The organism is Streptococcus zalophi, assembly GCF_016481285.1.
Taxonomy (GTDB): domain Bacteria; phylum Bacillota; class Bacilli; order Lactobacillales; family Streptococcaceae; genus Streptococcus; species Streptococcus zalophi.
Genome location: NZ_JAENBP010000010.1, coordinates 31,950 through 55,166, shown reverse-complemented (window position 1 = coordinate 55,166; position 23,217 = coordinate 31,950). Strand labels below are relative to the sequence as shown.

General features: G+C 36.6%; 33 protein-coding genes. All 33 read right to left on the bottom strand.

What is annotated here, in order from left to right; genetic code table 11:
- Positions 1–460: 460 nt before the first annotated feature.
- The 33 genes from rplQ to JHK64_RS06910 all read right to left on the bottom strand — a co-directional run bounded on the left by rplQ (position 461) and on the right by JHK64_RS06910 (position 22,978).
- On the bottom strand, positions 461–847 hold the full coding sequence (rplQ, locus tag JHK64_RS07070) for a 50S ribosomal protein L17 (RefSeq protein ID WP_199568286.1): 387 nt from the start codon (positions 845–847) through the stop codon (positions 461–463).
- Positions 848–861: 14 nt separating this feature from the next.
- Entirely contained in the window at positions 862–1,800 is a 939-nt protein-coding gene (locus tag JHK64_RS07065) for a DNA-directed RNA polymerase subunit alpha (RefSeq protein WP_199568285.1), read from the bottom strand.
- Between the two features lie 50 nt (positions 1,801–1,850).
- The gene (rpsK, locus tag JHK64_RS07060; RefSeq protein ID WP_199568284.1) at positions 1,851–2,234 is read right to left on the bottom strand and encodes a 30S ribosomal protein S11; all 384 of its coding nucleotides are present in this window, start codon (positions 2,232–2,234) and stop codon (positions 1,851–1,853) included.
- Positions 2,235–2,258: 24 nt separating this feature from the next.
- On the bottom strand, positions 2,259–2,624 hold the full coding sequence (rpsM, locus tag JHK64_RS07055) for a 30S ribosomal protein S13 (protein ID WP_199568283.1): 366 nt from the start codon (positions 2,622–2,624) through the stop codon (positions 2,259–2,261).
- A gap of 18 nt (positions 2,625–2,642) precedes the next feature.
- Positions 2,643–2,759 carry a 50S ribosomal protein L36 gene (gene rpmJ, locus JHK64_RS07050; protein WP_000868345.1) on the bottom strand — a complete coding sequence of 39 codons (117 nt, stop codon included), beginning with the start codon at positions 2,757–2,759 and terminating at the stop codon, positions 2,643–2,645.
- A 24-nt stretch (positions 2,760–2,783) separates the two neighbouring features.
- Complete coding sequence (infA, locus tag JHK64_RS07535; protein WP_001040189.1) at positions 2,784–3,002, bottom strand: translation initiation factor IF-1; 219 nt, start codon at positions 3,000–3,002, stop codon at positions 2,784–2,786.
- 120 nt (positions 3,003–3,122) lie between these two features.
- The gene (locus tag JHK64_RS07040) at positions 3,123–3,761 is read right to left on the bottom strand and encodes an adenylate kinase (RefSeq protein ID WP_199568282.1); all 639 of its coding nucleotides are present in this window, start codon (positions 3,759–3,761) and stop codon (positions 3,123–3,125) included.
- 76 nt (positions 3,762–3,837) lie between these two features.
- On the bottom strand, positions 3,838–5,145 hold the full coding sequence (gene secY / locus JHK64_RS07035) for a preprotein translocase subunit SecY (RefSeq protein WP_199568281.1): 1,308 nt from the start codon (positions 5,143–5,145) through the stop codon (positions 3,838–3,840).
- Between the two features lie 16 nt (positions 5,146–5,161).
- Entirely contained in the window at positions 5,162–5,602 is a 441-nt protein-coding gene (gene rplO, locus JHK64_RS07030) for a 50S ribosomal protein L15 (protein WP_199568280.1), read from the bottom strand.
- A gap of 124 nt (positions 5,603–5,726) precedes the next feature.
- A complete protein-coding gene (rpmD, locus tag JHK64_RS07025; RefSeq protein WP_199568279.1) occupies positions 5,727–5,909 on the bottom strand; it encodes a 50S ribosomal protein L30 in 183 nt (60 codons plus the stop codon).
- Positions 5,910–5,922: 13 nt separating this feature from the next.
- Positions 5,923–6,417: a 30S ribosomal protein S5 gene (gene rpsE, locus JHK64_RS07020; RefSeq protein WP_199568278.1), complete on the bottom strand. Its 495-nt coding sequence runs from the start codon at positions 6,415–6,417 to the stop codon at positions 5,923–5,925.
- Between the two features lie 18 nt (positions 6,418–6,435).
- A complete protein-coding gene (gene rplR / locus JHK64_RS07015; RefSeq protein WP_026216744.1) occupies positions 6,436–6,792 on the bottom strand; it encodes a 50S ribosomal protein L18 in 357 nt (118 codons plus the stop codon).
- Between the two features lie 95 nt (positions 6,793–6,887).
- Positions 6,888–7,424, bottom strand: coding sequence for a 50S ribosomal protein L6 (gene rplF / locus JHK64_RS07010; RefSeq protein ID WP_199568277.1), 537 nt, complete (start codon positions 7,422–7,424; stop codon positions 6,888–6,890).
- A 69-nt stretch (positions 7,425–7,493) separates the two neighbouring features.
- On the bottom strand, positions 7,494–7,892 hold the full coding sequence (gene rpsH, locus JHK64_RS07005; protein WP_199568276.1) for a 30S ribosomal protein S8: 399 nt from the start codon (positions 7,890–7,892) through the stop codon (positions 7,494–7,496).
- A 67-nt stretch (positions 7,893–7,959) separates the two neighbouring features.
- Positions 7,960–8,145 (bottom strand): type Z 30S ribosomal protein S14, encoded by a 186-nt coding sequence (locus JHK64_RS07000; protein ID WP_001085699.1) that lies wholly within the window; start codon positions 8,143–8,145, stop codon positions 7,960–7,962.
- A 17-nt stretch (positions 8,146–8,162) separates the two neighbouring features.
- The gene (rplE, locus tag JHK64_RS06995; protein ID WP_018369830.1) at positions 8,163–8,705 is read right to left on the bottom strand and encodes a 50S ribosomal protein L5; all 543 of its coding nucleotides are present in this window, start codon (positions 8,703–8,705) and stop codon (positions 8,163–8,165) included.
- 23 nt (positions 8,706–8,728) lie between these two features.
- Positions 8,729–9,034, bottom strand: a complete 306-nt coding sequence (rplX, locus tag JHK64_RS06990) for a 50S ribosomal protein L24 (protein ID WP_199568275.1) — start codon at positions 9,032–9,034, stop codon at positions 8,729–8,731.
- 74 nt (positions 9,035–9,108) lie between these two features.
- Positions 9,109–9,477 carry a 50S ribosomal protein L14 gene (rplN, locus tag JHK64_RS06985; protein ID WP_199568274.1) on the bottom strand — a complete coding sequence of 123 codons (369 nt, stop codon included), beginning with the start codon at positions 9,475–9,477 and terminating at the stop codon, positions 9,109–9,111.
- Positions 9,478–9,501: 24 nt separating this feature from the next.
- A complete protein-coding gene (rpsQ, locus tag JHK64_RS06980) occupies positions 9,502–9,762 on the bottom strand; it encodes a 30S ribosomal protein S17 (protein WP_018369827.1) in 261 nt (86 codons plus the stop codon).
- Between the two features lie 27 nt (positions 9,763–9,789).
- Complete coding sequence (gene rpmC, locus JHK64_RS06975) at positions 9,790–9,996, bottom strand: 50S ribosomal protein L29 (protein WP_199568273.1); 207 nt, start codon at positions 9,994–9,996, stop codon at positions 9,790–9,792.
- A 9-nt stretch (positions 9,997–10,005) separates the two neighbouring features.
- Positions 10,006–10,419 (bottom strand): 50S ribosomal protein L16, encoded by a 414-nt coding sequence (gene rplP, locus JHK64_RS06970; RefSeq protein WP_199568272.1) that lies wholly within the window; start codon positions 10,417–10,419, stop codon positions 10,006–10,008.
- A gap of 3 nt (positions 10,420–10,422) precedes the next feature.
- Positions 10,423–11,076 (bottom strand): 30S ribosomal protein S3, encoded by a 654-nt coding sequence (gene rpsC / locus JHK64_RS06965; RefSeq protein WP_199568271.1) that lies wholly within the window; start codon positions 11,074–11,076, stop codon positions 10,423–10,425.
- Between the two features lie 12 nt (positions 11,077–11,088).
- On the bottom strand, positions 11,089–11,433 hold the full coding sequence (rplV, locus tag JHK64_RS06960) for a 50S ribosomal protein L22 (RefSeq protein ID WP_199568270.1): 345 nt from the start codon (positions 11,431–11,433) through the stop codon (positions 11,089–11,091).
- A gap of 15 nt (positions 11,434–11,448) precedes the next feature.
- Complete coding sequence (rpsS, locus tag JHK64_RS06955) at positions 11,449–11,730, bottom strand: 30S ribosomal protein S19 (protein WP_000533766.1); 282 nt, start codon at positions 11,728–11,730, stop codon at positions 11,449–11,451.
- A gap of 84 nt (positions 11,731–11,814) precedes the next feature.
- Entirely contained in the window at positions 11,815–12,648 is an 834-nt protein-coding gene (rplB, locus tag JHK64_RS06950) for a 50S ribosomal protein L2 (RefSeq protein WP_199568269.1), read from the bottom strand.
- Between the two features lie 17 nt (positions 12,649–12,665).
- Entirely contained in the window at positions 12,666–12,962 is a 297-nt protein-coding gene (locus tag JHK64_RS06945; protein ID WP_199568268.1) for a 50S ribosomal protein L23, read from the bottom strand.
- Positions 12,962–13,585, bottom strand: a complete 624-nt coding sequence (gene rplD / locus JHK64_RS06940) for a 50S ribosomal protein L4 (RefSeq protein WP_199568267.1) — start codon at positions 13,583–13,585, stop codon at positions 12,962–12,964. Before rplD ends, JHK64_RS06945 begins: the two co-directional genes overlap by 1 nt.
- Positions 13,586–13,610: 25 nt before the next feature.
- Positions 13,611–14,237, bottom strand: a complete 627-nt coding sequence (rplC, locus tag JHK64_RS06935) for a 50S ribosomal protein L3 (protein WP_199568266.1) — start codon at positions 14,235–14,237, stop codon at positions 13,611–13,613.
- Positions 14,238–14,313: 76 nt separating this feature from the next.
- Positions 14,314–14,622, bottom strand: coding sequence for a 30S ribosomal protein S10 (gene rpsJ / locus JHK64_RS06930; protein ID WP_199568265.1), 309 nt, complete (start codon positions 14,620–14,622; stop codon positions 14,314–14,316).
- A 318-nt stretch (positions 14,623–14,940) separates the two neighbouring features.
- Complete coding sequence (locus tag JHK64_RS06925) at positions 14,941–16,221, bottom strand: MATE family efflux transporter (protein WP_199568264.1); 1,281 nt, start codon at positions 16,219–16,221, stop codon at positions 14,941–14,943.
- Positions 16,222–16,242: 21 nt separating this feature from the next.
- Positions 16,243–17,727: a threonine synthase gene (gene thrC, locus JHK64_RS06920; RefSeq protein ID WP_199568263.1), complete on the bottom strand. Its 1,485-nt coding sequence runs from the start codon at positions 17,725–17,727 to the stop codon at positions 16,243–16,245.
- A 138-nt stretch (positions 17,728–17,865) separates the two neighbouring features.
- Positions 17,866–20,448: a bifunctional acetaldehyde-CoA/alcohol dehydrogenase gene (adhE, locus tag JHK64_RS06915; RefSeq protein ID WP_199568262.1), complete on the bottom strand. Its 2,583-nt coding sequence runs from the start codon at positions 20,446–20,448 to the stop codon at positions 17,866–17,868.
- A 487-nt stretch (positions 20,449–20,935) separates the two neighbouring features.
- Positions 20,936–22,978 (bottom strand): extracellular solute-binding protein, encoded by a 2,043-nt coding sequence (locus JHK64_RS06910; RefSeq protein ID WP_199568261.1) that lies wholly within the window; start codon positions 22,976–22,978, stop codon positions 20,936–20,938.
- Positions 22,979–23,217: the final 239 nt, after the last annotated feature.

Here is a 23,217-nt window from a genome sequence, read left to right as displayed (position 1 = left end):
TTTGACAGGTTACTTTCATAACCCTGCACGTTTGGTTTCTTGTCTTGTTCAGTTTTCAAAGGTCATGCTCTTTCGAGACAACTATTATATTCTAGCACCTCAACTAAGCTTTGTCAATACCTTTTTTAAGAAAAAGAAAAAATAATTTCATATTATTTCTACAATTACTTAATCTATAAGATAAACAAAGTATTATTAATGATTTTAAAATAGTAAATCATTAAGGGTAACAGTATCATTATACTATAAATATATGTTTTTTAACAATAAAACGATTTTTAATAAAAACGCCTGCTTACGACATTTTTTTATACCACAGATAAAAAAATGTCGTAAACAAGCGTAAGCGTTAGATAGCAATATGATGAGTGTTACCGCCGAAAATAATCGGCGGTAGACCAGAGCTAGACTAAGAATAATAGTATTCCATCATCATAACACTCAACAAAATTGATAAAAATTATACTAATTCAATAATTGCCATTGGTGCAGCATCCCCACGGCGTGGTTCTGTTTTAAGAATACGAGTGTATCCTCCATTACGTTCTGCATAACGTGGTGCAATTTCAGTGAATAGTTTTTGCAATGCAGATGTAGATGTGTACTTTTCAGTAGTTTCATCAAAGTTTTCTGATGCAATTTCGTTGCGAACAAATGCTGCTGCCTGGCGACGAGCGTGTAAATCACCACGTTTACCAAGAGTAATCATTTTTTCAACGGTTTTACGAATTTCTTTTGCACGTGCTTCTGTTGTCACAATAGATTCATTGATGAGAAGATCTGTCGTCAAATCACGAAGCATTGCTTTACGTTGTGAGCTAGTGCGTCCTAGTTTACGGTAAGCCATTTTTTCCTCCTGTTTTATTTATCGTTTTTTAATCCTAGACCAAGTTCAGAAAGTTTTAATTTCACCTCTTCTAAACTCTTACGACCAAGATTTCTAACTTTCATCATTTCTGGTTCTGTCTTTTCTGTTAAATCGTAAACAGTATTAATACCTGCACGTTTTAAACAGTTATATGATCGAACAGATAAATCAAGTTCTTCAATAGTACGATCGAATACTTTTTCATTGGAAGCTTTCTCAGTTTCTTTCATGACTTCAGTTGTTTTTGCAATTTCTGTCAAATCAGTGAAAAGATTTAAGTGCTCAATTAAAACACGAGCAGATAAGCCTAAAGCATCCTCGGGTATGATTGTACCATTAGTCATAATTTCAATCGTTAATTTATCAAAGCCATCATTACTACCGACACGGGCAGGTTCAACTTGATAGTTAACTTTTTTAACAGGCGTATAGATTGAATCTACTGCCAATGTTCCTACAGGTGCATTTTCTTTTTTATTCTCTTCAGCAGGAACATAACCTCTTTTTGTTGCAACAGTCAATGTTGCTCTAAAGCTAGCTCCCTCAAGAATAGTAAATAAATAGTGATCTGGATTAACAATTTCAATATCACTATCTGTTAAAATATCTCCTGCGGTAACTTCCATAGGTCCTTGAACATCAAGTTCAATTGTCTTTTCGTCTTCAACGTGAGATTTTACAGCAAGTCCTTTAATATTAAGAATAATTTGCATCACATCTTCACGCACACCAGGAATAGTATCAAATTCATGGAGTACTCCATCAATTTTAATAGATGTTACTGCTGCACCTGGAAGTGAAGATAAAAGAACTCGACGAAGTGAATTACCGAGAGTTGTGCCATAGCCACGTTCTAGTGGTTCGATGACAAATCTTCCGTAATCTTTATTTTCATCAATTTTTGTTATTTTTGGTTTTTCAAACTCAATCATGTCGTTACTCCCTCTTAAACGAAAAGTTGTGTACTAGTTGTTTTTTACGATTATACACGACGACGTTTTGGAGGGCGAGCACCATTATGTGGTACAGGTGTCACGTCACGAATAGCTGTTACTTCTAGTCCTGCAGCTGCAAGAGCACGAATAGCAGATTCACGACCTGAACCAGGGCCTTTAACAGTTACTTCAACTGTTTTTACGCCATGTTCTTGTGCTGACTTTGCCGCTGCTTCTGCAGCCATTTGTGCAGCAAATGGTGTTGATTTACGAGAACCTTTAAAGCCAAGTGCACCAGCTGATGACCATGCAAGAGCATTACCATGCACATCAGTAATCATAACAATAGTATTGTTAAACGTTGCATGAATATGAGCAATACCAGATTCGATATTCTTTTTCACACGACGCTTACGTGTTGGTTTAGCCAATTTCTTTACCTCCTATTTTATTTCTTATTTTTTCTTACCAGCAATCGCTACTGCTTTACCTTTACGAGTGCGGGCATTATTTTTTGTGTTTTGTCCACGGACAGGTAGTCCACGACGATGACGGATACCACGATATGATCCAATTTCCATCAAACGTTTGATGTTCAAGTTCACTTCACGACGAAGATCGCCTTCAATTTTGATTTTATCCACTTCACGACGGATAGCATCTTCTTGATCTGATGTTAAATCTTTAACGCGAACATCTTCTGAAACACCTGCAGCTTCTAAAACTTTTTTAGAGGTTTGCAAACCAATGCCATAAATGTATGTTAATGAAATGACAACACGTTTATCATTTGGTATATCAACTCCAGCTATACGAGCCATTTTTTCTCCTTTCTATTTTTATCCTTGACGTTGTTTGTGTTTTGGATTTGTAGGACAAATTACCATAACACGGCCATTACGGCGAATTACTTTACAGTATTCGCAAATTGGTTTAACCGATGGTCTTACCTTCATTTTTAATCCCTCCAATTATTTCGATTATTTAAAGCGGTATGTGATACGTCCTCTTGTTAAATCATATGGACTCATCTCTACAGTAACTCTATCACCTACTAAAATACGAATATAATTCTTTCGGATCTTTCCTGATACAGTTGCTAGAATTTGATGCCCATTTTCCAATTCAACAGTGAACATTGCATTAGGCATTGTTTCAACAACTTTACCTTCAATTTCAATCACATCTTCTTTTGCCACGCAAAAGCACCCCCTAAATTTCGATTTGATTCCCTCTACAAAATAGAGGTAACAGTTATAAGTCAGACTAGCCTATTATATCACGTCTTATAGTCTTATGCAAGTAAGTTTAATCATTTGTTACAAAGACGAAATAACCTTTGAAATGTTTGAAAACACTGCATCGATTTCATCATTTCCTTTGATATCATGGACGATACCTTTTTTACGATAGTGAGCAATAATCGGTGTTCCTTGTGCGATGTTAATATCTAAGCGACGTTTAACCGTTTCTGGTTTATCATCCTCACGTTGATAATAATCTTTTTCATCATATCCAGCTGCTGGTGGGTTAAATACTTTATGGAAAGTCTCCCCCGTTTCACGATGAATGATACGACCGCTTAAGCGTTCTAAGAGAAGTGATGGATCAACTTCAATATTAACAACACCATCTAGCGACATGTCCAACTCACTCAAAATAGCATCTAGGGCATCAGCTTGTTCAATTGTTCTTGGATAACCGTCTAGCAGAAAACCTTTTTCAGAAACGTCGGCTTGTGCTAATCGCTCTTTGACAATACCATTAGTCACTTCATCAGGAACTAATTCTCCCTTATCCATATACGACTTAGCTAAAATTCCCATCTTAGTTTGATTAGTGATGGCAGATCTAAACATGTCTCCTGTAGAAATGTGGATAATGCCAAATTTTTCAACAATTTTAGCCGCCTGTGTTCCTTTTCCTGCACCCGGAAGTCCCATAATTAAAAGATTCATTTTTTTCTCCATCTATTTTGTCATTCACTAGTGACTCATAAAATAAAATAGAAGGTTGACAAAGTCAACCTATATTCTATTCAGTTATGTTAATGAAACCAACATATTTCTTCTTCAAAAGATAGCCCTCAAGCTGTTTCATACCTTCAATACCTGTTGAAATAAGGATTAACAAGCTTGTTCCTCCTAAAGCAACGGTTGATGAAAGACCAAAAAGCTGTTGAGCAGCAATTGGCGTTAAAGCAACAAACGCTAAGAAAAGCGATCCTACTGTGGCCAATTTTTTGAGTAAAGAAGTCATGTAGTCTTGAGTCTCACGCCCAGGTCTAACACTTGGTATATATGACGCCCCTTTTTGTAAATTCTCTGCAGTTTTTTCAGGATTTACCTGAACAAAAGTATAAAAGAATGAGAATAAAACAATCAAGATGGCGTAAACAACCATTCCAGCTGGATTTTGGAAGTTTAACGCTTGACTTAGGGTGTTTAACCAAGGAATATCTTGATTTCCTGTTTGGAGGAATTGAACCAAGGTTCCCGGAATAGTTGTGATAGAACTCGCAAAAATGACAGGTATCACACCTGCTGGATTAACTTTTAAAGGCAGGTATGAACTTGTTGGTGCTCCTTGAGCTCTCTTAGTGTATTGTATTGGAATCTTATACTCAGCCTGTTGTACAAACGTTGTAAAGAAAACAATTGCAAGAACAGCTAAAGTAAAAATGCTAATAAATATTATAGAATTTGTCAATTCACTTGAGCGAATATTGACAAAGTAATCCTCATAGATAGTTGAGATAGAACCTGGTATAGCAGAAATAATCCCTGAAAAGATTATCATCGAAACGCCATTACCAAATCCTTTATCAGAGATTTGTTCTCCCAACCAAGTGACAATCAAGCTTCCTGTCGTTAATATGCATCCAATGAGAATATATGTTTGTGCATTAGGTGTTTCTACTAAAGCAACGGTTGATAGGGCACTAAACCCTGCTGTAATCCCAATAGATTGGAAGAAAGCAAGAAACAAGGAAATATATCGAGTAGCCTGATTTAATTTTCTTCTACCAACTTCTCCTTGTTTGCCCCATTCAACAAACTTAGGTAAGATATCCATTTGAAGCAACTGTACAACAATCGAAGCGGTAATATAAGGACTTACTCCAAGAGCAAAAACAGAGAAGTTTCTCATGGCATTACCACTCACAAGATTAAGCATATTTAAGAAAGGTAAATCACTCAACTGCTCAAGGCTTTTTGCGTTAATTCCAGGGACTGTAATATGAGTACCAACTCGGAACACAAAGATAATAAAGATAGTAAAAAGAATTTTTTTCCTAACATTTTTTATCTTTAAAGCATCTTTCAGTAATTTAAAAAACATAATGAGCTACCTCTCATTAGATGACTTCAACAGAACCACCTTTAGCAACAATTGCAGCTTCAGCACTCTTAGAAAACTTAGATGCTTTAACTGTCAATTTTTTAGTTAATTCGCCATTACCAAGAATTTTGATTCCTGATTTTTCAGCTTTTACAAGCCCTGATTCAACAAGAACAACTGGTGTTACTTCTGTACCATCTTCAAAAATATTTAATTGATCAAGATTTACTAAAGCATACTCTTTTGCGTTAATGTTAGTAAATCCACGTTTTGGCATGCGACGGAACAATGGTGTTTGTCCACCTTCAAAACCTAAACGAACTTTACCACCGCTACGGGCTTTTTGTCCTTTTTGACCACGACCAGATGTTTTACCATTACCAGATGATGATCCACGACCAACACGATTGCGTACTTTACGAGAACCTTCAGCAGGTTTTAATTCATGAATTTTCATTTTTTCTCCTTTTTGTAAAATGCTAACGCCTTTGTAAAGATAAGGTTCTCTCTACAAAAACTCGCCTATACGTTAATTTAGTTCAAGACACCATGAAAAAATCAAAGTGTCTTGGTTATTATTTTTAGTTTACGTCTTCTACAGTGACTAAATGAGATACTGTGTTGACCATGCCACGAATAGCTGGTGTATCATCTTTAACAACAGAACTATTTAGTTTACCAAGTCCAAGTGCAACAACTGTTTTACGTTGTGCTGGAAGGCGTCCGATTGGAGACTTAGTCAAAGTAATTTTAATTTGAGCCATGATATCTCCCTTCTTATCCTAACTCTGAAACAGGAACACCACGAAGCGCGGCAACCTCTTCAGCGCGTTTTAATTGTTTCAATCCTTCAACAGTTGCACGAACAATGTTGATTGGAGTGTTTGAACCTAATGATTTAGAAGTCACATCAGCAACACCCGCTAATTCGACAACGGCACGAACTGCACCACCTGCAGCCACACCAGAACCCTCGATAGCAGGTTTCAACAATACACGAGCACCGCTGTAGTTTGAGCGAACCTCATGAGGAATTGTTGTACCAACCATTGGAACTTCAATCATGTTTTTCTTAGCAGCTTCCACTGCTTTACGAATAGCTTCAGGCACTTCTTGGGCTTTCCCTGTACCAAAACCTACGTGACCGTTACGATCACCAACAACTACTAGAGCAGCAAAGCGAAGACGACGTCCACCTTTTACAACTTTTGTAACACGGTTAATTGCAACAACGCGTTCTTCAAGTTCTACTGCATTATCTTTAAATGCCATTATTAAGTGTCCTCCCTATTAGAATTTCAATCCGTTTTCACGAGCTGCATCAGCTAAAGCTTTAACACGGCCGTGATAGAGATATCCACCGCGGTCAAACACCACTTCAGAAATACCTTTAGCTCCTGCGCGTTCAGCAATCAGTTTACCAACAACAACGGCTTGTTCAGTTTTAGTTCCTTTTGAAACGTCTTTATCAAGAGTTGAAGCGCTTGCGAGCGTGACACCCGCTACGTCATCAATCAATTGAGCGTAGATGCCTGTATTAGAACGAAATACGTTCAAACGTGGGCGATCCGCAGTTCCAGAAACTTTACCGCGTACGCGACGACGGCGTTTTTGGCGGATTTTATTTTTATCTGGTTTCGAAATCACAATTTTCACCTCTTATTTTTTAATATTGAAAACAGTTACTGTAATTAGGTGGTAGGCACATTGTAAACCATTGTTTACAAAGATACCACACCTTATTATTTACCTGTTTTACCTTCTTTAAGTCGAACAAATTCTCCAACGTAACGGATCCCTTTACCTTTATAAGGTTCTGGTGTACGAAGGCTACGGATATAAGCCGCAGTTTGTCCAACAACTTCTTTGTTAATCCCACTAACAAGAATTGATGTTGCTGAAGGAACTTCAAATGTGATACCTTCTGGAGCAACGACTTCATCTTGGTGAGATTTACCAACTGAAAGAACTAACTTATTCCCTTGAAGTTGAGCACGGTAACCAACACCACGCATTTCAAGAGCTTTTTTAAATCCTTCTGAAACACCAACAACCATATTATTTAGGTTGGCACGAGTTGTTCCATGGATGGTTTTCATTTCTTTTGAGTCGTTTGGACGATGAAGTGAAACTTCACTACCATCAATCTTAATTTCAATGTTTTTATTGAACTCACGAGTAAGTTCGCCTTTTGGGCCTTTGACAGTTACAACATTATCTTTATTAGTGATTTCAACACCAACAGGTAATGTGATAACTTTATTACCAATACGTGACATATTTATTTTCTCCTGTTAGATTGTCAAGTCATAAGATGACTAGTTTTCACGGGGTGATAAGAATAATTCTTACCAAACGTATGCAAGCACTTCTCCACCAACATTTTTTTGGCGTGCTTCTTTATCAGTCAAAAGACCTTCAGAAGTTGAAATGATTGCAATTCCAAGTCCATTAAGAACTTTTGGAATATCTTCACGTTTTGTGTAAACACGAAGACCTGGTTTTGAAATACGTTTTAAATTAGTGATAACACGCTCACCATTTTGTCCATATTTAAGGAACAAACGAATCACACCTTGTTTATCATCTTCAATATATTCAACGTTTTTTACAAAACCTTCACGTTTAAGGATTTCAGCAATCCCTTTTTTAATATTTGATGCAGGTACTTCAAGAACACTGTGTTTTGCTTGATTAGCATTACGAATGCGTGTTAAAAAGTCTGCAATAGGGTCAGTCATAACCATTTTATTTTTCTCCTCTTACTAGTAGTTTGAATACTCACTTGCTAGTTAATGTTCAATTAAGTTCAAATTACCAAGATGCTTTAGTAACACCTGGAATTTGTCCTTTGTATGCTAATTCACGGAAGCAAACGCGGCAAAGTTTAAATTTGCGGTATACCGAATGTGGACGGCCACATCTTTCGCAACGAGTGTAAGCTTGCGTTGAGAACTTAGCAGGGCGTTTGTTCTTAGCAATCATTGATTTTTTAGCCATTATATTTACCTCCTATGTTATTTTGCAAAAGGCATTCCTAAGCCTTTAAGCAATTCACGTGATTCTTCATCGGTATTTGCTGTTGTAACAATAACAATGTCAAGACCACGAACTTTATCAACATCATCAAAATTAATTTCTGGGAAAATCAATTGTTCTTTAACACCAAGTGTGTAGTTCCCACGTCCATCAAATGATTTCGTTGGAACGCCGTGGAAGTCACGGACACGAGGTAATGATACTGATACTAATTTATCTAGAAACTCATACATACGTTCACCACGAAGAGTTACTTTAGCACCGATAGCAACACCCTCACGAAGACGGAAGCCGGCGATTGATTTTTTAGCTTTAGTGATGAGTGGTTTTTGTCCAGAAATAAGTGCTAATTCAGCTGCAGCTTTTTCTAAGTTTTTAGCGTTTGAAACTGCATCACCAACACCCATGTTAAGAACAATTTTCTCAACTTTTGGTACAGCCATAACTGATGAATAGTTAAATTTTTCAGTTAATGCTGGGATAACTTCTTTAAGATATTTTTCTTTTAAGCGATTTGCCATTATACTTCTCCTTTCCTTCGTGATTAATCAAGCACTTCGCCTGATTTTTTGTTGTAACGGACTTTTTTGCCGTCAATAACTTTGTAGCCAACACGTCCAGCAACACCATTTTTATCTAACACTTGTACGTTAGAAACATGAATTGGTGCTTCTTTTTCGATGATTGCCCCTTGTGGGTTGTCATTATTTGGACGTTGATGTTTTTTCATCATTGCTACGCCTTCTACAATAACTTTGTTAACTTTTGGTAACGCAGTCAAAACAACGGCTTCAACACCTTTGTCTTTACCAGCGATAACGCGAACTTTGTCTCCTTTTTTTACAAACATTGAGTTGTTCTCCTTAAAATTTCTTACGCCCTAATGGGCACCCTAGTAAACTAGGGGACTAGTTTGTTTTTTAATTAAAGTACTTCTGGTGCAAGTGATACGATCTTCATGTAGCCACCTTCACGTAATTCACGTGCAACAGGGCCGAAGATACGAGTTCCACGAGGTGTTTTATCATCGCGGATAATAACTGCAGCATTGTCATCAAATTTAATGTATGAACCATCTGGACGACGAGCTCCTGATTTAGTGCGTACAATAACTGCTTTGACAACATCACCTTTTTTAACAGCGCCACCAGGAGTAGCTTGTTTTACAGATGCAACGATAACGTCACCAATGCTTGCGAACTTACGTCCTGAACCACCAAGAACTTTAATGGTCAAGATTTCACGTGCGCCACTGTTATCAGCAACTTTCAAACGAGATTCTTGTTGAATCATTCTAATTTTCTCCTTTCAGGCTTATTAAATAATTATAGCTTCTTCAACTACTTCTACAAGACGAAAACGTTTTGTAGCTGATAGTCGACGAGTTTCCATGATACGAACTTTGTCGCCAGTCTTAGCGATGTTGTTTTCGTCATGTGCTTTGTACTTTTTAGAATAGTTGATACGCTTACCATAGACTGGGTGGTTACGTTTTGTTTCAACTACAACTGTGATTGTTTTATCCATCTTGTCAGACACGACACGTCCAACTAGGGTTTTACGTTGATTACGTTCCATAATTAGAATTTCTCCTTTCCCAATCTATTATTTCATTTCAGATTGCACAGTTTTAACACGTGCAATTTGCTTTTTCACTTCGTGTAAACGGGCAGTTTGATCAAGTTGACCTGCTGCAGCTTGAAAACGAAGGTCAAATAATTCTTTTTTGAGTTCGCTTTCTTTTTTAGCAAGTTCTTCTTGAGATAAGCCACGAAGTTCTTTTACAAAATCTTTAATTTCTTGAAGTTTCATGTCTTCTCCTTATTCTGCTTCACGTTTTACGAATTTGCATTTAACTGGTAGTTTGTGGCTTGCAAGACGAAGTGCTTCACGAGCGATTTCTTCAGAAACCCCACCAAGCTCAAACATCACTTTACCACGTTTTACTGGAGCTACCCAACCTTCAGGTGCACCTTTACCAGATCCCATACGAACACCGATAGCTTTAGCGGTGTATGATTTATGAGGGAAAATTTTAATCCAAACTTTACCGCCACGTTTCATGTAACGCGTCATAGCGATACGAGCAGCTTCTATTTGACGGTTTGTTACCCAGTGGCTAGTTGTTGCTTGAAGACCATATTCTCCAAATGCTACAGTTTTACCACCTTTTGCTTCACCACGCATTTTCCCACGGAACTCACGACGGTGTTTAACACGTTTAGGTACTAACATTTGTTATTTACCTCCTTTAGTGTTTTTACGAGTTGGAAGAACTTCTCCACGGTAAATCCAGACTTTAACACCTAACTTACCATAAGTTGTATCAGCTTCTTCCCAAGCATAATCAATATCTGCACGAAGCGTATGAAGTGGAACTGTACCTTCTGAATATCCTTCACTACGAGCGATATCTGCACCATTTAAACGACCAGATACTTGTGTTTTGATTCCTTTAGCACCTGCACGCATAGTACGTTGAATAGCTTGTTTTTGTGCACGACGGAAAGCAACACGTTGCTCAAGTTGACGTGCAATCCCCTCACCCACAAGATGTGCATCTAAATCAGGTGATTTAATTTCAATAATATTGATATGTACTTGTTTACCAGTCAATTTGTTAAGTTTTGCACGCAAAACATCAACATTTGATCCACCTTTACCAATAACCATACCTGGTTTAGCAGTGTGAAGTGAAACAATGACTTTGTTAACTGCGCGTTCAATTTCAATTGTAGAAACTGATGCATCAGCTAATTGTTTTTGGATGAATTTACGGATTGCAAGATCTTCATGAAGGTAATCCGCGTATTCTTTTTCAGCATACCATTTCGCATCCCAGTCACGGATGATTCCGACACGCATACCAATTGGATGTACTTTTTGACCCACGATTTTACCTCCTTATTTTTCTGCCACAACTACTGTGATATGAGTAGTGCGTTTGTTGATTGGTGACGCTGATCCTTTTGCACGTGGACGGAAACGTTTCATTGTTGGTCCTTCATTTGCAAATGTTTCAGAGACAACCAAGTTAGCTTTTTCCAAACCAAAGTTGTTTTCTGCATTGGCGATTGCTGAGTTTAAAACTTTTTCAATCACTGTAGCCGCTTTGTTTGGAGTGAATTTTAAAATTGCGATTGCATCAGCAACACTTTTCCCACGAATGAGATCAAGAACAAGTCGTGTTTTACGAGGTGAAACACGGACTGTACGAGCCATTGCTTTAGCTGAAGTAATTTCTGCCATTGTGTCCTCCTCCTATTATTTACGACGTGTTTTCTTGTCGTCTGCTGCGTGACCTTTGTAAGTACGAGTTGGTGCAAATTCACCAAGTTTATGACCTACCATGTCTTCTTGAATGTATACTGGTACATGTTTGCGTCCATCATAGACAGCAATTGTATATCCGATGAAACTTGGGAAAATCGTTGAACGACGTGACCAAGTTTTAATAACTTTTTTCTTTTCGTCATTGGCTTGAGCTTCAACTTTTTTCATTAAATGCTCATCGACGAAAGGTCCTTTTTTAAGACTACGTCCCATTTTTATTTTTCTCCTTTAAATAGTGTACCACAACGGCTTGTGCTATTAGTTAGCACTACCGAGCTGGCGGATTAAGCAATCTTATTATTTTTCGTTACGACGACGAATAATAAGTTTGTCTGACTTAGCTTTCTTATTACGAGTTTTAAGACCAAGTGCTGGTTTGCCCCATGGTGTAGATGGTGATTTACGACCAACTGGCGCTTTACCTTCACCACCACCGTGTGGGTGATCGTTAGGGTTCATAACAGAACCACGAACTGTAGGACGGATACCTTTCCATCTGCTACGACCTGCTTTACCAAGGTTAACAAGTCCTTGTTGCTCATTTCCTACAACACCGATTGTTGCACGGCAAGTTGATAGAATCATGCGAACTTCACCTGATTGTAAACGAACTAAGGTGTATTTTCCTTCAGTTCCCAGTACTTGAGCAGAAGCTCCAGCAGCACGAACTAAGGCACCACCTTTACCTGGTTTTAATTCTATGTTATGAACAACTGTACCAACTGGAATGTTAGCTAATGGAAGAGCGTTACCCACTTTAATATCAGCGTCAGGTCCAGATACAATACGTTGACCTACTTCAAGTCCTTTTGGAGCAATGATATATGCTTTAACACCATCTACATAGTGCACAAGAGCAATATTTGCTGAACGGTTTGGATCGTATTCGATTGTTTTAACGATTGCTTCAACACCATCTTTATTACGTTTGAAGTCAACCAAACGGTAATGGCGCTTGTGTCCTCCACCGTGATGACGAACTGTAATACGACCTTTGTTGTTACGGCCAGCTTTTTTCTTTAATGATACAAGCAATGATTTCTCAGGAGTGTTTGTTGTAATTTCAGCAAAATCCAAAGAAGTCATGTTACGACGGCCATTTGTCGTTGGTTTATAAACTTTAATACCCACGTTAATTCCTCCTTAGATTATTCTGCTTCTGCCGCAAACAACTCAATAGCTTTTGAATCAGCTGTAAGTGTTACGATTGCTTTTTTAGTTTTGCTTGTGAAGCCTGTATAGCGACCTACACGTTTTGCTTTAGGCTTAACGTTAACAGTGCTAATACTCGCTACTTTAACACCTTCAAACACAGCTTCAACAGCTTGTTTGATAAGGAGTTTGTGAGCACGAGTGTCGACTTCAAAGGTGTACTTGCCTTGTTCAAGAGCAAGCATAGATTTTTCAGTGATAACTGGTTTTTTAATTACATCGTACAAATTCATTATGCAAGAACCTCCTCAATTGCAGAGATTGCTTCTTTAGTTACAAGAAGTTTATCGCTATTCACGATATCAAGAACACTTGCAGTTGTTGCAGTTGCAACTTTTACGTTTGGAATATTGCGAGCTGAAAGAGCTGCAAATTTGTTTTCCTCTTCAGTAATAACAAGTACTTTTGAATCGACATTTAACGCCGAAAGAACTTTTGCAAAATCAGCTGTTTTTGGTGCTGCAAATGAAAGAGCATCTACAGCTACAAATTTTTCTTCAGCTACTTTTGCTGAGTAAACTGATTTCAAAGCAAGACGACGAACTTTTTGTGGAAGTTTGTAGCCATAAGAACGAGGTGTTGGTCCAAAGACGACACCACCACCACGCCATTGTGGTGAACGGATAGAACCTTGACGAGCACGTCCAGTTCCTTTTTGACGCCATGGTTTACGACCACCACCAGAGACAGCAGAGCGATTTTTAACTGCATGCGTTCCTTGGCGTAGACTAGCACGTTGGCTAATAACAACATCAAAAACAACTGATTCATTTGGCTCAATACCAAACACAGCATCATTTAAGACAACTTCGCTAACTTCTTTACCAGTTTGGTCAAATAGTTTTACTTTTGCCATTTTAACTGTTTTCCCCTTTCTTTAATTATTTAGCAGCTTTAACTGCTGATTTGATAGTGATAAGAGATTTCTTAGCACCTGGTACATTACCTTTAATAAGGATAGCGTTCTTTTCTGGAATAACTTGAACAATTTCAAGGTTTTGAATTGTCACGCGTTTGCCACCCATGCGTCCTGCCAAACGTTTGTTTTTGAACACACGGTTTGGAGCAACAGGTCCCATAGAACCCGGACGACGATGGTAACGAGAACCGTGAGCCATTGGTCCTCTAGATTGTCCGTGGCGTTTGATAACCCCTTGGAAACCTTTACCTTTAGTAGTACCAGTAACATCTACAACATCTCCGGCTGCGAATGTTTCTACAGTGATTTCTGAACCAACTTCTAAGCCTTCAATGTTTTTGAATTCACGAATGAAGCGCTTAGGAGCCGTATTAGCTTTCGCTACGTGACCTTTGGCAGGTTTGTTACTCAATACATCACGTTTGTCATCAAAACCAACTTGGATAGCTTCATAGCCATCAGTTTCAACAGTTTTCACTTGAAGAACAACGTTTGGTGTTGCTTCAATGACAGTAACAGGGATAAATTCACCAGATTCAGTGAAGATTTGAGTCATTCCCACTTTTTTCCCTAAGATTCCTTTTGTCATGAGAAAATATTTCCTTTTCTTTTTTTATAGTGAAAAGTTTTTTACGAGCGCTTTTCATGCTCTTTTTGAAATCAAATTATAGTTTGATTTCGACGTTAACACCACTTGGAAGATCTAACTTCATAAGCGCATCAACTGTTTTCTGCGTTGGGTTCACAATGTCGACAAGACGTTTGTGAGTACGCATTTCAAATTGTTCACGCGAATCTTTATATTTGTGAGTCGCACGAATAACAGTATAGAGACTACGTTCAGTTGGTAATGGTACAGGACCAGCAACTGTTGCACCTGTGCGTGTCGCAGTTTCTACGATTTTTTCTGCCGCTGTGTCAAGTGTACGGTGTTCGTACGCTTTCAAACGGATACGGATTTTTTTATTTGCCATCTTTTCTCCTCTCGTCTATTTAAGATAATAGGCTAGCTCCACAAGAAAACCGACAGGTGATTGCGTGGCAATGCAACCAAGCGTGTCGCAACCTCTTGCATCAAAGCTAAGGCTGTCTTTTTTACAGCACTAAAATATAATAACAAAATAACAAAGTGATTGCAAGGGATTTGGCAATAAAATTTGATTATTTTTTTGATTTAAAAAAATAAAACCCTAACAATTATCAAACCGTTAAGATTTTCTTTTTTGTTTTTTAAAAAGTGAATCACTTACCCATTAAGGAAGTGATATTATATAGTAGAAAGACTAGCAAGATTATTTTTGTTTAACATATTTTCTATAAACAATCCATAAAAACAAGCCTCTAAAAAAATTGTCTAAAACAGTTGCTAACCAAACACCAGATAAGCCCATTTTTAAAACAATACTTAAGAGATAGGCAAAACCGATACGAATGACCCACATGCCAATGCTTGTTGCATAAAAAGGAATTCTTGAGTGCCCCAAACCCTGCCAAACAGCTGTCATGATAAGAGTTGCAGAGGTTGCTGGACTACCAATCAAGGAATAAAAAATAACAATGAGACTGGCTGAAATCGCTACTTGATCACTAGTAAACAATAGGGATAACTGTCGCCCAAAGAGAAAGACTAGAACACTAAGACAAAGCATCACAAGGGTTGATAATAAATAAGATTCTTTCACAATCCTATCAATTGTTTTGGGGTTGCCTTGACCTAAATAATCAGCCACTAAAATAATAGTCGCCGTTGCCACAGCAACACCTGGCATATAGTTAAATTGTGTTAGGGTTTCTCCTATGGCATTGCCTGCTACTGCTTTTGTGCCCAGTTGAACGATAATAGCAATGATAACCACATCACCTAATCTCATCATCAAACGCTCAGCTGTAGCCGGTAAGGCAAGAGATAACAAGGTTCGATTCTTATGCCATTTAAACTGAAAATCTTGTTTTAATGTTCCTAATTGATACCACAATACTAAACTGCCAATGAATCGTGCCAACACTGTTGCACCAGCAACACCAACAATGCCTAGGTGAAAAACGAAAATAGCAATAACAGAAAAGATGACATTTAAAAAATTAACAAATAAGGTAACATAAAGAGATACTTTAGGGCGATTGTCAGCTCTTAGAACACTTGAAAAAATAATCATCAGTCCCATAAAAAGACTGCCACCACCAACAATAGCTAGATAAGTAGCTCCCGCTTGACTAACAGCTAAAGCCGTCCCCAAAGATGAGAGAACCCAGCTCCCCCAAAAAATGGAGAAAAAAGCCAAAACAAGACTTAGAAGTCCTGTCAACACGATAGTATCTCGCATCAACAATTGCGTTTCAGAGTGATTTTTTTCACCTAAACTTCTCGCAACAAGACTAGCAACACTAGAACCTAGAGCGATAAAGATTGCTTGGTAAATACTAATAATGTTATTAGCCACTGAAACGCCTGAAACTGCAATTAAGCCAATTTGAGCAATTAAATAACTATCCACAAAACCCATCGTCATTTGTAATATGTTTTCCATCATTGCTGGAACAGCGATAGATAGTATTTTTTTAGTATGCTGCATAGATAATGACAAACTCTAAAACTAGAGTCCTAGATACCTTTCTACTGTTTCTTTCATATCTTTTGTTGCAATGGTTGTCTGATGACGAATTGGTGCTTTTTCAATGCCGTCTACAGCTTTAGGAATGACTATTTGAGAGAGTTTTTTGAGTTTCTTTACCGCCTCAAAATCGTCTGTGATACTTGTTCTCTCAAGAGCTTTGACGACAACAGTTGGAAATTTATAGGGACTTGCTGTTGATACGACAACTGTTTTTGTCGTATCTTTTGTTTTTTCTTGATAATCCTTATAAACGCTTGATGCAACGGCTGTATGAGGATCCTCAACATAATGATTTTCAAGATAAACACGCGCAATGTCCTGACTCGTTTGTTCTTGGTTAGCAAAGCCAGCGGCAAAAAGATTTAAAATAGAGGCCTCTTTAACAGGTAATTGATAACTACCTTCATTTGCTAATTGCGCCATTAGCTCACGCGTTTTTGTAGCATCGTTGCCCACTAAGTGAAAGACTAAACGCTCTAGATTAGATGACACAAGAATGTCCATTGAAGGACTTGTTGTCACTTTGAAGGGTCTATTTTTATCATAGGTTGCTGTGTTAAAGAAATCTGTTAAGACATTGTTTTCGTTGGAGGCACAGATAAGTTTTCCAATCGGCACACCAATTTTAGAGGCGTAAAAAGCAGCGAGAATATTACCAAAATTGCCAGTTGGTACTGAAAAGTTAATCAATTCACCATTGTCAATCTCACCTTGTTTGAGAAGTTGTGCGTAAGCATAAACATAATAAACAATTTGAGGGACCAAACGTCCAATATTCATGGAGTTGGCTGATGAAAATTGTATGCCTTTTTCTAGTAATAGATCTCGCAACTCTTCATCGTTAAACATGTTTTTTACACTAGTTTGGGCATCATCAAAGTTCCCATCAATAGCCAGAACATGCGTATTTTCACCTTCTTGGGTAACCATTTGTAACTCTTGGATACGACTAACGCCATTTTTAGGATAAAAGACAAAAATTTCTGTTCCAGGCACATCAGCAAAGCCTGCCATGGCTGCTTTTCCTGTATCTCCTGAGGTGGCTGTTAAAATAACGATTTTATTGTCCACACCTTGTTTTTTAGCGGCAGTTGTCATCAAGTAAGGCAAAATCGATAAGGCCATGTCTTTAAAAGCTATGGTTGATCCGTGAAATAGCTCTAAATGGTATTGACCGTTCAACTTAACTATTGGTGCAATCAACTCTGTATCAAACTTATCATCATAAGCATTTGACACACAATAGGCGATTTCTTCCGGTGTAAAATCATCTAAAAAAGCTGACAAGATTTTTTTAGCAATGTCTTGGTAGCTTAAGTCTTTTAATTGGTTGAAATCTAAACTTATTTCTGGAAAAACAGTAGGGGTGTAGAGACCACCATCTGTTGCTAATCCTTTTAAAATAGCTTGGCTAGCTGTTGCTGTGTTTTTAGCATCTCTCGTTGATTGGTAAATTAGAGTCATTACGCTCTCCCTTGTTTCATAAAGTCTTTTTCTTATCATATCATATTTTTAACTGATTTGCCTAAACAAATTTTTTGATAAACCCTTCTAATCATTAATGAAAAAACACCAATTCTCAAGGAGAATTGGTGTCAAGGATTACCCTTCATAATCAAAGGCGATTTCAATAATTTCTTTTAATTCTGAAATGAGTGGTTCTTTTGGATTTGCAGTTGTACATTGGTCTTCATAAGCTTTTTCAGCTAAACGATCAGCATCTGCTTTTAATTGTGCTTTAGTCACACCTTGTGACTTAAAGTTCATTTTAATGCCGATTGATTGACCAAGCTCGTAAACCTTGCGAGCGAGTGTTTCTGCTAATTCTGCATCTGTTTCACCTTCAAATCCCATGAAGCGAGCAATGTCAGCATAATCTTTTTCTGCACGGAAGTAGTCATATTTAGGGAACATAGCATGTTTTTGCGGATCTTTCGCGTTGTATCTAATGATATGTGGTAGTAAGATCGCATTCGTACGACCATGAGGAACGCCCCATTCACCCCCAACTTTGTGAGCGATAGAGTGGCAAATTCCTAGGAAAGCATTAGCAAAAGCCATTCCTGCCATAGTTGAAGCGTTATGCATTTTTTCACGTGATTCTTCATCTGGTGTGTTAACTGATTTTTCAAGGTAGTCAAAGACTAGTTTGATGGCTTGAAGAGATAAACCACGTGTATAATCACTTGCCATTACTGAAACATAAGATTCAATCGCATGGGTTAAAACATCCATTCCTGTATCGGCTGTCACACTAGCAGGAACACTCATAACAAGAGCTGGGTCAATAATAGCCACATCTGGTGTCAATGCATAGTCAGCCAGTGGGTACTTGGTATGATCATCGCTATCAGTAATAACGGCAAATGGTGTGACTTCTGATCCTGTTCCTGATGTTGTTGGGATACAGATAAAGGTTGTTTTTTCAGCATAAGGAATTTTATAGGTACGTTTACGAATATCTAAGAATTTTTGTTTAGCACCAAAGAAGCTAACATCGGGGTTTTCAAAGAACATCCACATTGCTTTTGCAGCATCCATCGCAGAACCACCACCTAGAGCGATAATAGTGTCTGGTTGGAACTCGTTAAACATTTCAAGCCCTTTGTAGACGGTATTAGTTGATGGGTTTGGCTCTACTTCTGAGAAAACTTTCACAGATGGATTGTTTTTGTTTAATTGTAATTGTTTTTTCACTAAATCAGCATAGCCAAATTTAACCATCCCTGGATCGCAGACAATCATGACTTTCTCTGCTTGAATTTTACGAAGGTACATGATGGAATTTTTTTCAAAGTAGATTTTGGGTGGTAATTTAAACCATTGCATATTATTACGGCGCTTTGCTAGTGTCTTAACGTTAATCAAATCAATTGCCCCCACATTGTGTGATACTGAGTTGCGTCCGTGTGAGCCACAACCAAGGGTTAATGATGGAATCATTTCATTGTAGATATTTCCGATACCACCTTCTGCTGATGGTGAGTTAACAAGAATACGGCATGCCTTCATACGAAGACCAAAACGGATTTGAAGATCTTCATCTTCTGTGTGAATCACTGCAGTATGTCCTAAACCACCAAGGTTTAACATTTTATCACATTTTTCTAAAGCATCCTCTACATCACTTGCTTTGATGAGGGCAAGTACTGGAGACAGTTTTTCAAGAGCTAATGGGTGTTCCATAGTCGCATCTGGAATTTCTGCCAAGATAATTTTAGTGCCTTTTGGTACTTTGATGCCTGCTAATTCAGCGATGAATTCTGCTGAATAACCAACAATTTTCGGATTAACAGCTGTTTTTGCTTCATTAAGAACAGCTTTTTCTAATTTTTTAATATCAGCTTTTTTAGAAACAATAAAACAGTTATGTGCTTCAAACTCTGCTTTGACCTCATCATAAACAGAAGCATCAACAATAGCAGCTTGTTCAGAGGCACAAATCATCCCATTATCAAAAGTTTTTGAAACAATCAAATCATTAACAGCACGTTTAATTTTAGCATCTGCCGCGATATAACTTGGCACATTACCAGGTCCAACACCAAGTGCTGGTTTACCACTTGAATAAGCCGCCTTAACCATACCTGGACCTCCTGTTGCAAGAATGGTTGCAATTAAAGGATGGTTCATCAAAGCACCTGTTGCTTCAATACTTGGTTGTTCAATCCATTGCACACAGTCTTCTGGTGCACCAGCTTCAATAGCAGCATCACGAACAATACGAGCTGCTTCAGCAGAACATTTTTGAGCTGATGGGTGGAAAGCAAAGATGATTGGATTTCTTGTTTTTAAAGCAATTAAGGCCTTGAAAATAGTTGTTGAGGTTGGATTTGTTGTCGGAGTAACCCCACAAATCACACCAACAGGTTCAGCAATAGAAATCAAACCCGCTTCTTTATCTTCTGCGATAACACCAACTGTTTTATCATACTTAATCGCATTCCAGATATACTCTGAAGCATACATATTTTTAATAGCTTTATCTTCGTAGATACCACGACCTGTTTCTTCAACAGCCATTTTTGCTAAGGGCATATGTTTTTCTAATGCCGCCATACTTGCATGGTGAACAATATGATCAACTTGTTCTTGTGTGAAATTTTCCATAGCGTGTAAAGCTTTAGTTGCTTTTTGAGCCAATTGATCAATCATTGTTTTTGCATCAACAGTTTTAGTTGCCATAAGTTATTTTCCTCCAACATTGTTAAATGTTTCACAATTTTTATGGTTTTATTATAGCTCATTTTAAAAAGTTTGTAAATAGTTTCACAATATTTTTTTCAATTTTTTTTGAAAGTTTTTTCTGTTTCTCTGAAAAAAAGATGAAATCCCCTTAATGTATCAGTTTTTTCGTTATCTTAACTTCACTTGGATCAACAAAAAACACTTCCTAATTTTTAAGATTAGCAAAGTGTTTGTTAGCTATTTTATTTTGCTTGTTTTCTAGCAATGGTTTTATTTCCTCATTTGTCAAATTAAGCTAAACAGAAAAAAAGCCATCTATGTTAGACTCAGATAAACAGTCACATTTGTCTGAAAGGAACTAACATAAATGACCTATAATCATCTTACCATAAATGAGGAAATGAAAGGTAATCCAGTTTAGATATTTTGGGTAAAAGGAATTCTGCTAAATGCAGAACTAAAATATCAATTCAAAACTAAAATTTTATTGAGCGTTTTTCATTTTCTTAATAAGTTCTTCACCTAACAACCTTTCAAATTGTAAATCAGTTTCAAAATCAAACCATTTTATTCTGCTTCCAACACTGAAGGTCTTGTCAAATTGTTCTAACCAAGGAAAATTTTTATTTAAATTAGTATTATTGACAACATATTTTGATGGTAAAAAACCTCCTAGAAGGGCTAAGGCAACAGAAATTTCTTCGCTGAATAACCAATCAATATATTCAAGTGCTTCATTAACCATTTTGGATGACTTCAAAATTCCAATCGCTCCACCTCCTATAACAGGTTGATTTCCTGGTATTGGAGCATAACCAAATGTAAATTCTGTATCAATGGAATCATCATTGAATAGTGGACTAGCATAATTAGAAAACAGAATTTCCATAACTGTTTCCCCTGTTTTTAGACTATTTACAAAGTCTTCCCACCAATCAGAACTACTTTTTTTTGTGTAGTTAATACTATTTTGATAATCTAAAAAAACAGTTTCTATAATGCTTAAAGTCATATTATTTTTCAAAAGACTTTCTCTATAGCGAGGAATAAAATCACAAGCAGCAACAATTGGTGATTTTAATCCTCTACTATGCCCAAAAAGAGTTGGTGACTCATTATTGCTATTTTTAGTAAAAAACTCAGAAATTTTATCAAATTCACTATAACTTTGAGGTATTTCTAATGACTTTTTGTTTTTTTCAAAATATTGTCGCTGTATCAATGTATTCTCAAAAATATCTTTTCTATATACCAAAATCTGACTACTGATATCTAGTGGGAATGTATATTGACATCCATTAACGTGTGTATATTCTTTAGAAACTGATTTGTCAATTTTATCATTAATCGTCTCTGTTCTACTCTCATTAGAAATATTTTTAAAAATTAATTCAGCGTAAGTTGGCAACCAAGCCATGTCAACTCTGACGATATCAATATCAACTAATAATTCGGGATTAGATAATAAATCCAATATTTCTTCATATTCTCTCTCGACGATAACTATATCTCTCCCAGTCAAAAATTTATACCTATCTGATAATATTGATAAAGCTTGGCTAATTGGAGATTTTAGAGTAAGAATTTTAATTGCGTTAGTGTTTTCTTTTAAAAAACTAAACTTCCTAGACATTGACTCATAGGGTAATAAATGATGTAAAGTCTTATTTTCTATCTTTAAAATACAATTTTGTGCTAACTTGCGATAATCTACTTTTAAAGTATAAACATTATCTTGTTGAATAAAATCTGAAGAACCAACGAGATAAAATATCGGTAAATCTTTTTTTCCGAACCATTTAAACATATCTTTTAAACGATTAAGCAAAAATTTATCTGTCAAAAAAATAACATCAAGATTTGTTAATAATTTTAGACTAGGATAAAGTTTCAATACATAGTCATAATCATTAAGATAATAGTGTTTAGATGAATAGTTTTGGATAATACTTTCACTAATATAACTTGAAAGACTATAATCACCCTCAAAACCAAATGATAAAAAAATGACCGTATTTATAGTATTCTTATAAAGAAATTCTCTAAAATTCTCTAAAACAGATGAAATTTGAAAACTCAATTCATTTTTCTCAGGATAAGTGTCAATTTCGTATACTTTAACTGAGTGAAGCCTACTTACCTTAAATTTTTTTATAGAGAAACCTAGACAAAAAATGGCATGCGGTAGTTGTCCTAAACAATCATTAAAAATGTGAGATATATTTGACTTACTCCTTATGTTCACTATCTCAATATCAAAACTTGAACTACCTACCATAATCTCATCCAAAAAATCAGTATACTGATTTCTCATTGTAGATAACACTAAAATATAACACTTATTAGATAACCCTCTCCTTAAAAATTGAGCTTGAGTATTGATGCGGTAACCTAATTTTTGAGCCGCTTCTTCAACAAGTTTAATTTTATCTGCTCTAACATTCCCTCTTTTATTTAGAACATTCGAGGCTGTGCCATGTGAAACTCCTGCCTCTTTAGCAATATCATTTATCGTAACCAATATCATTCAACTCCTAAAAACTAGATTAAAACCCTCTATTTATCTTTTAATTTATTATTATTTTTCAAAAAAATTTAACATTCTCTTAAATATAAAAATCAATGAACATTTTTCTAATCGATAGTTAACTACTATATAATATATAGATTTTGTGATTTTTATTTTTTAATATCTCAATAATACCATATAAACAAGGTAAAGAGAAATATATTTCAGATGGTTCCTTAATATTTCATAAACAATCT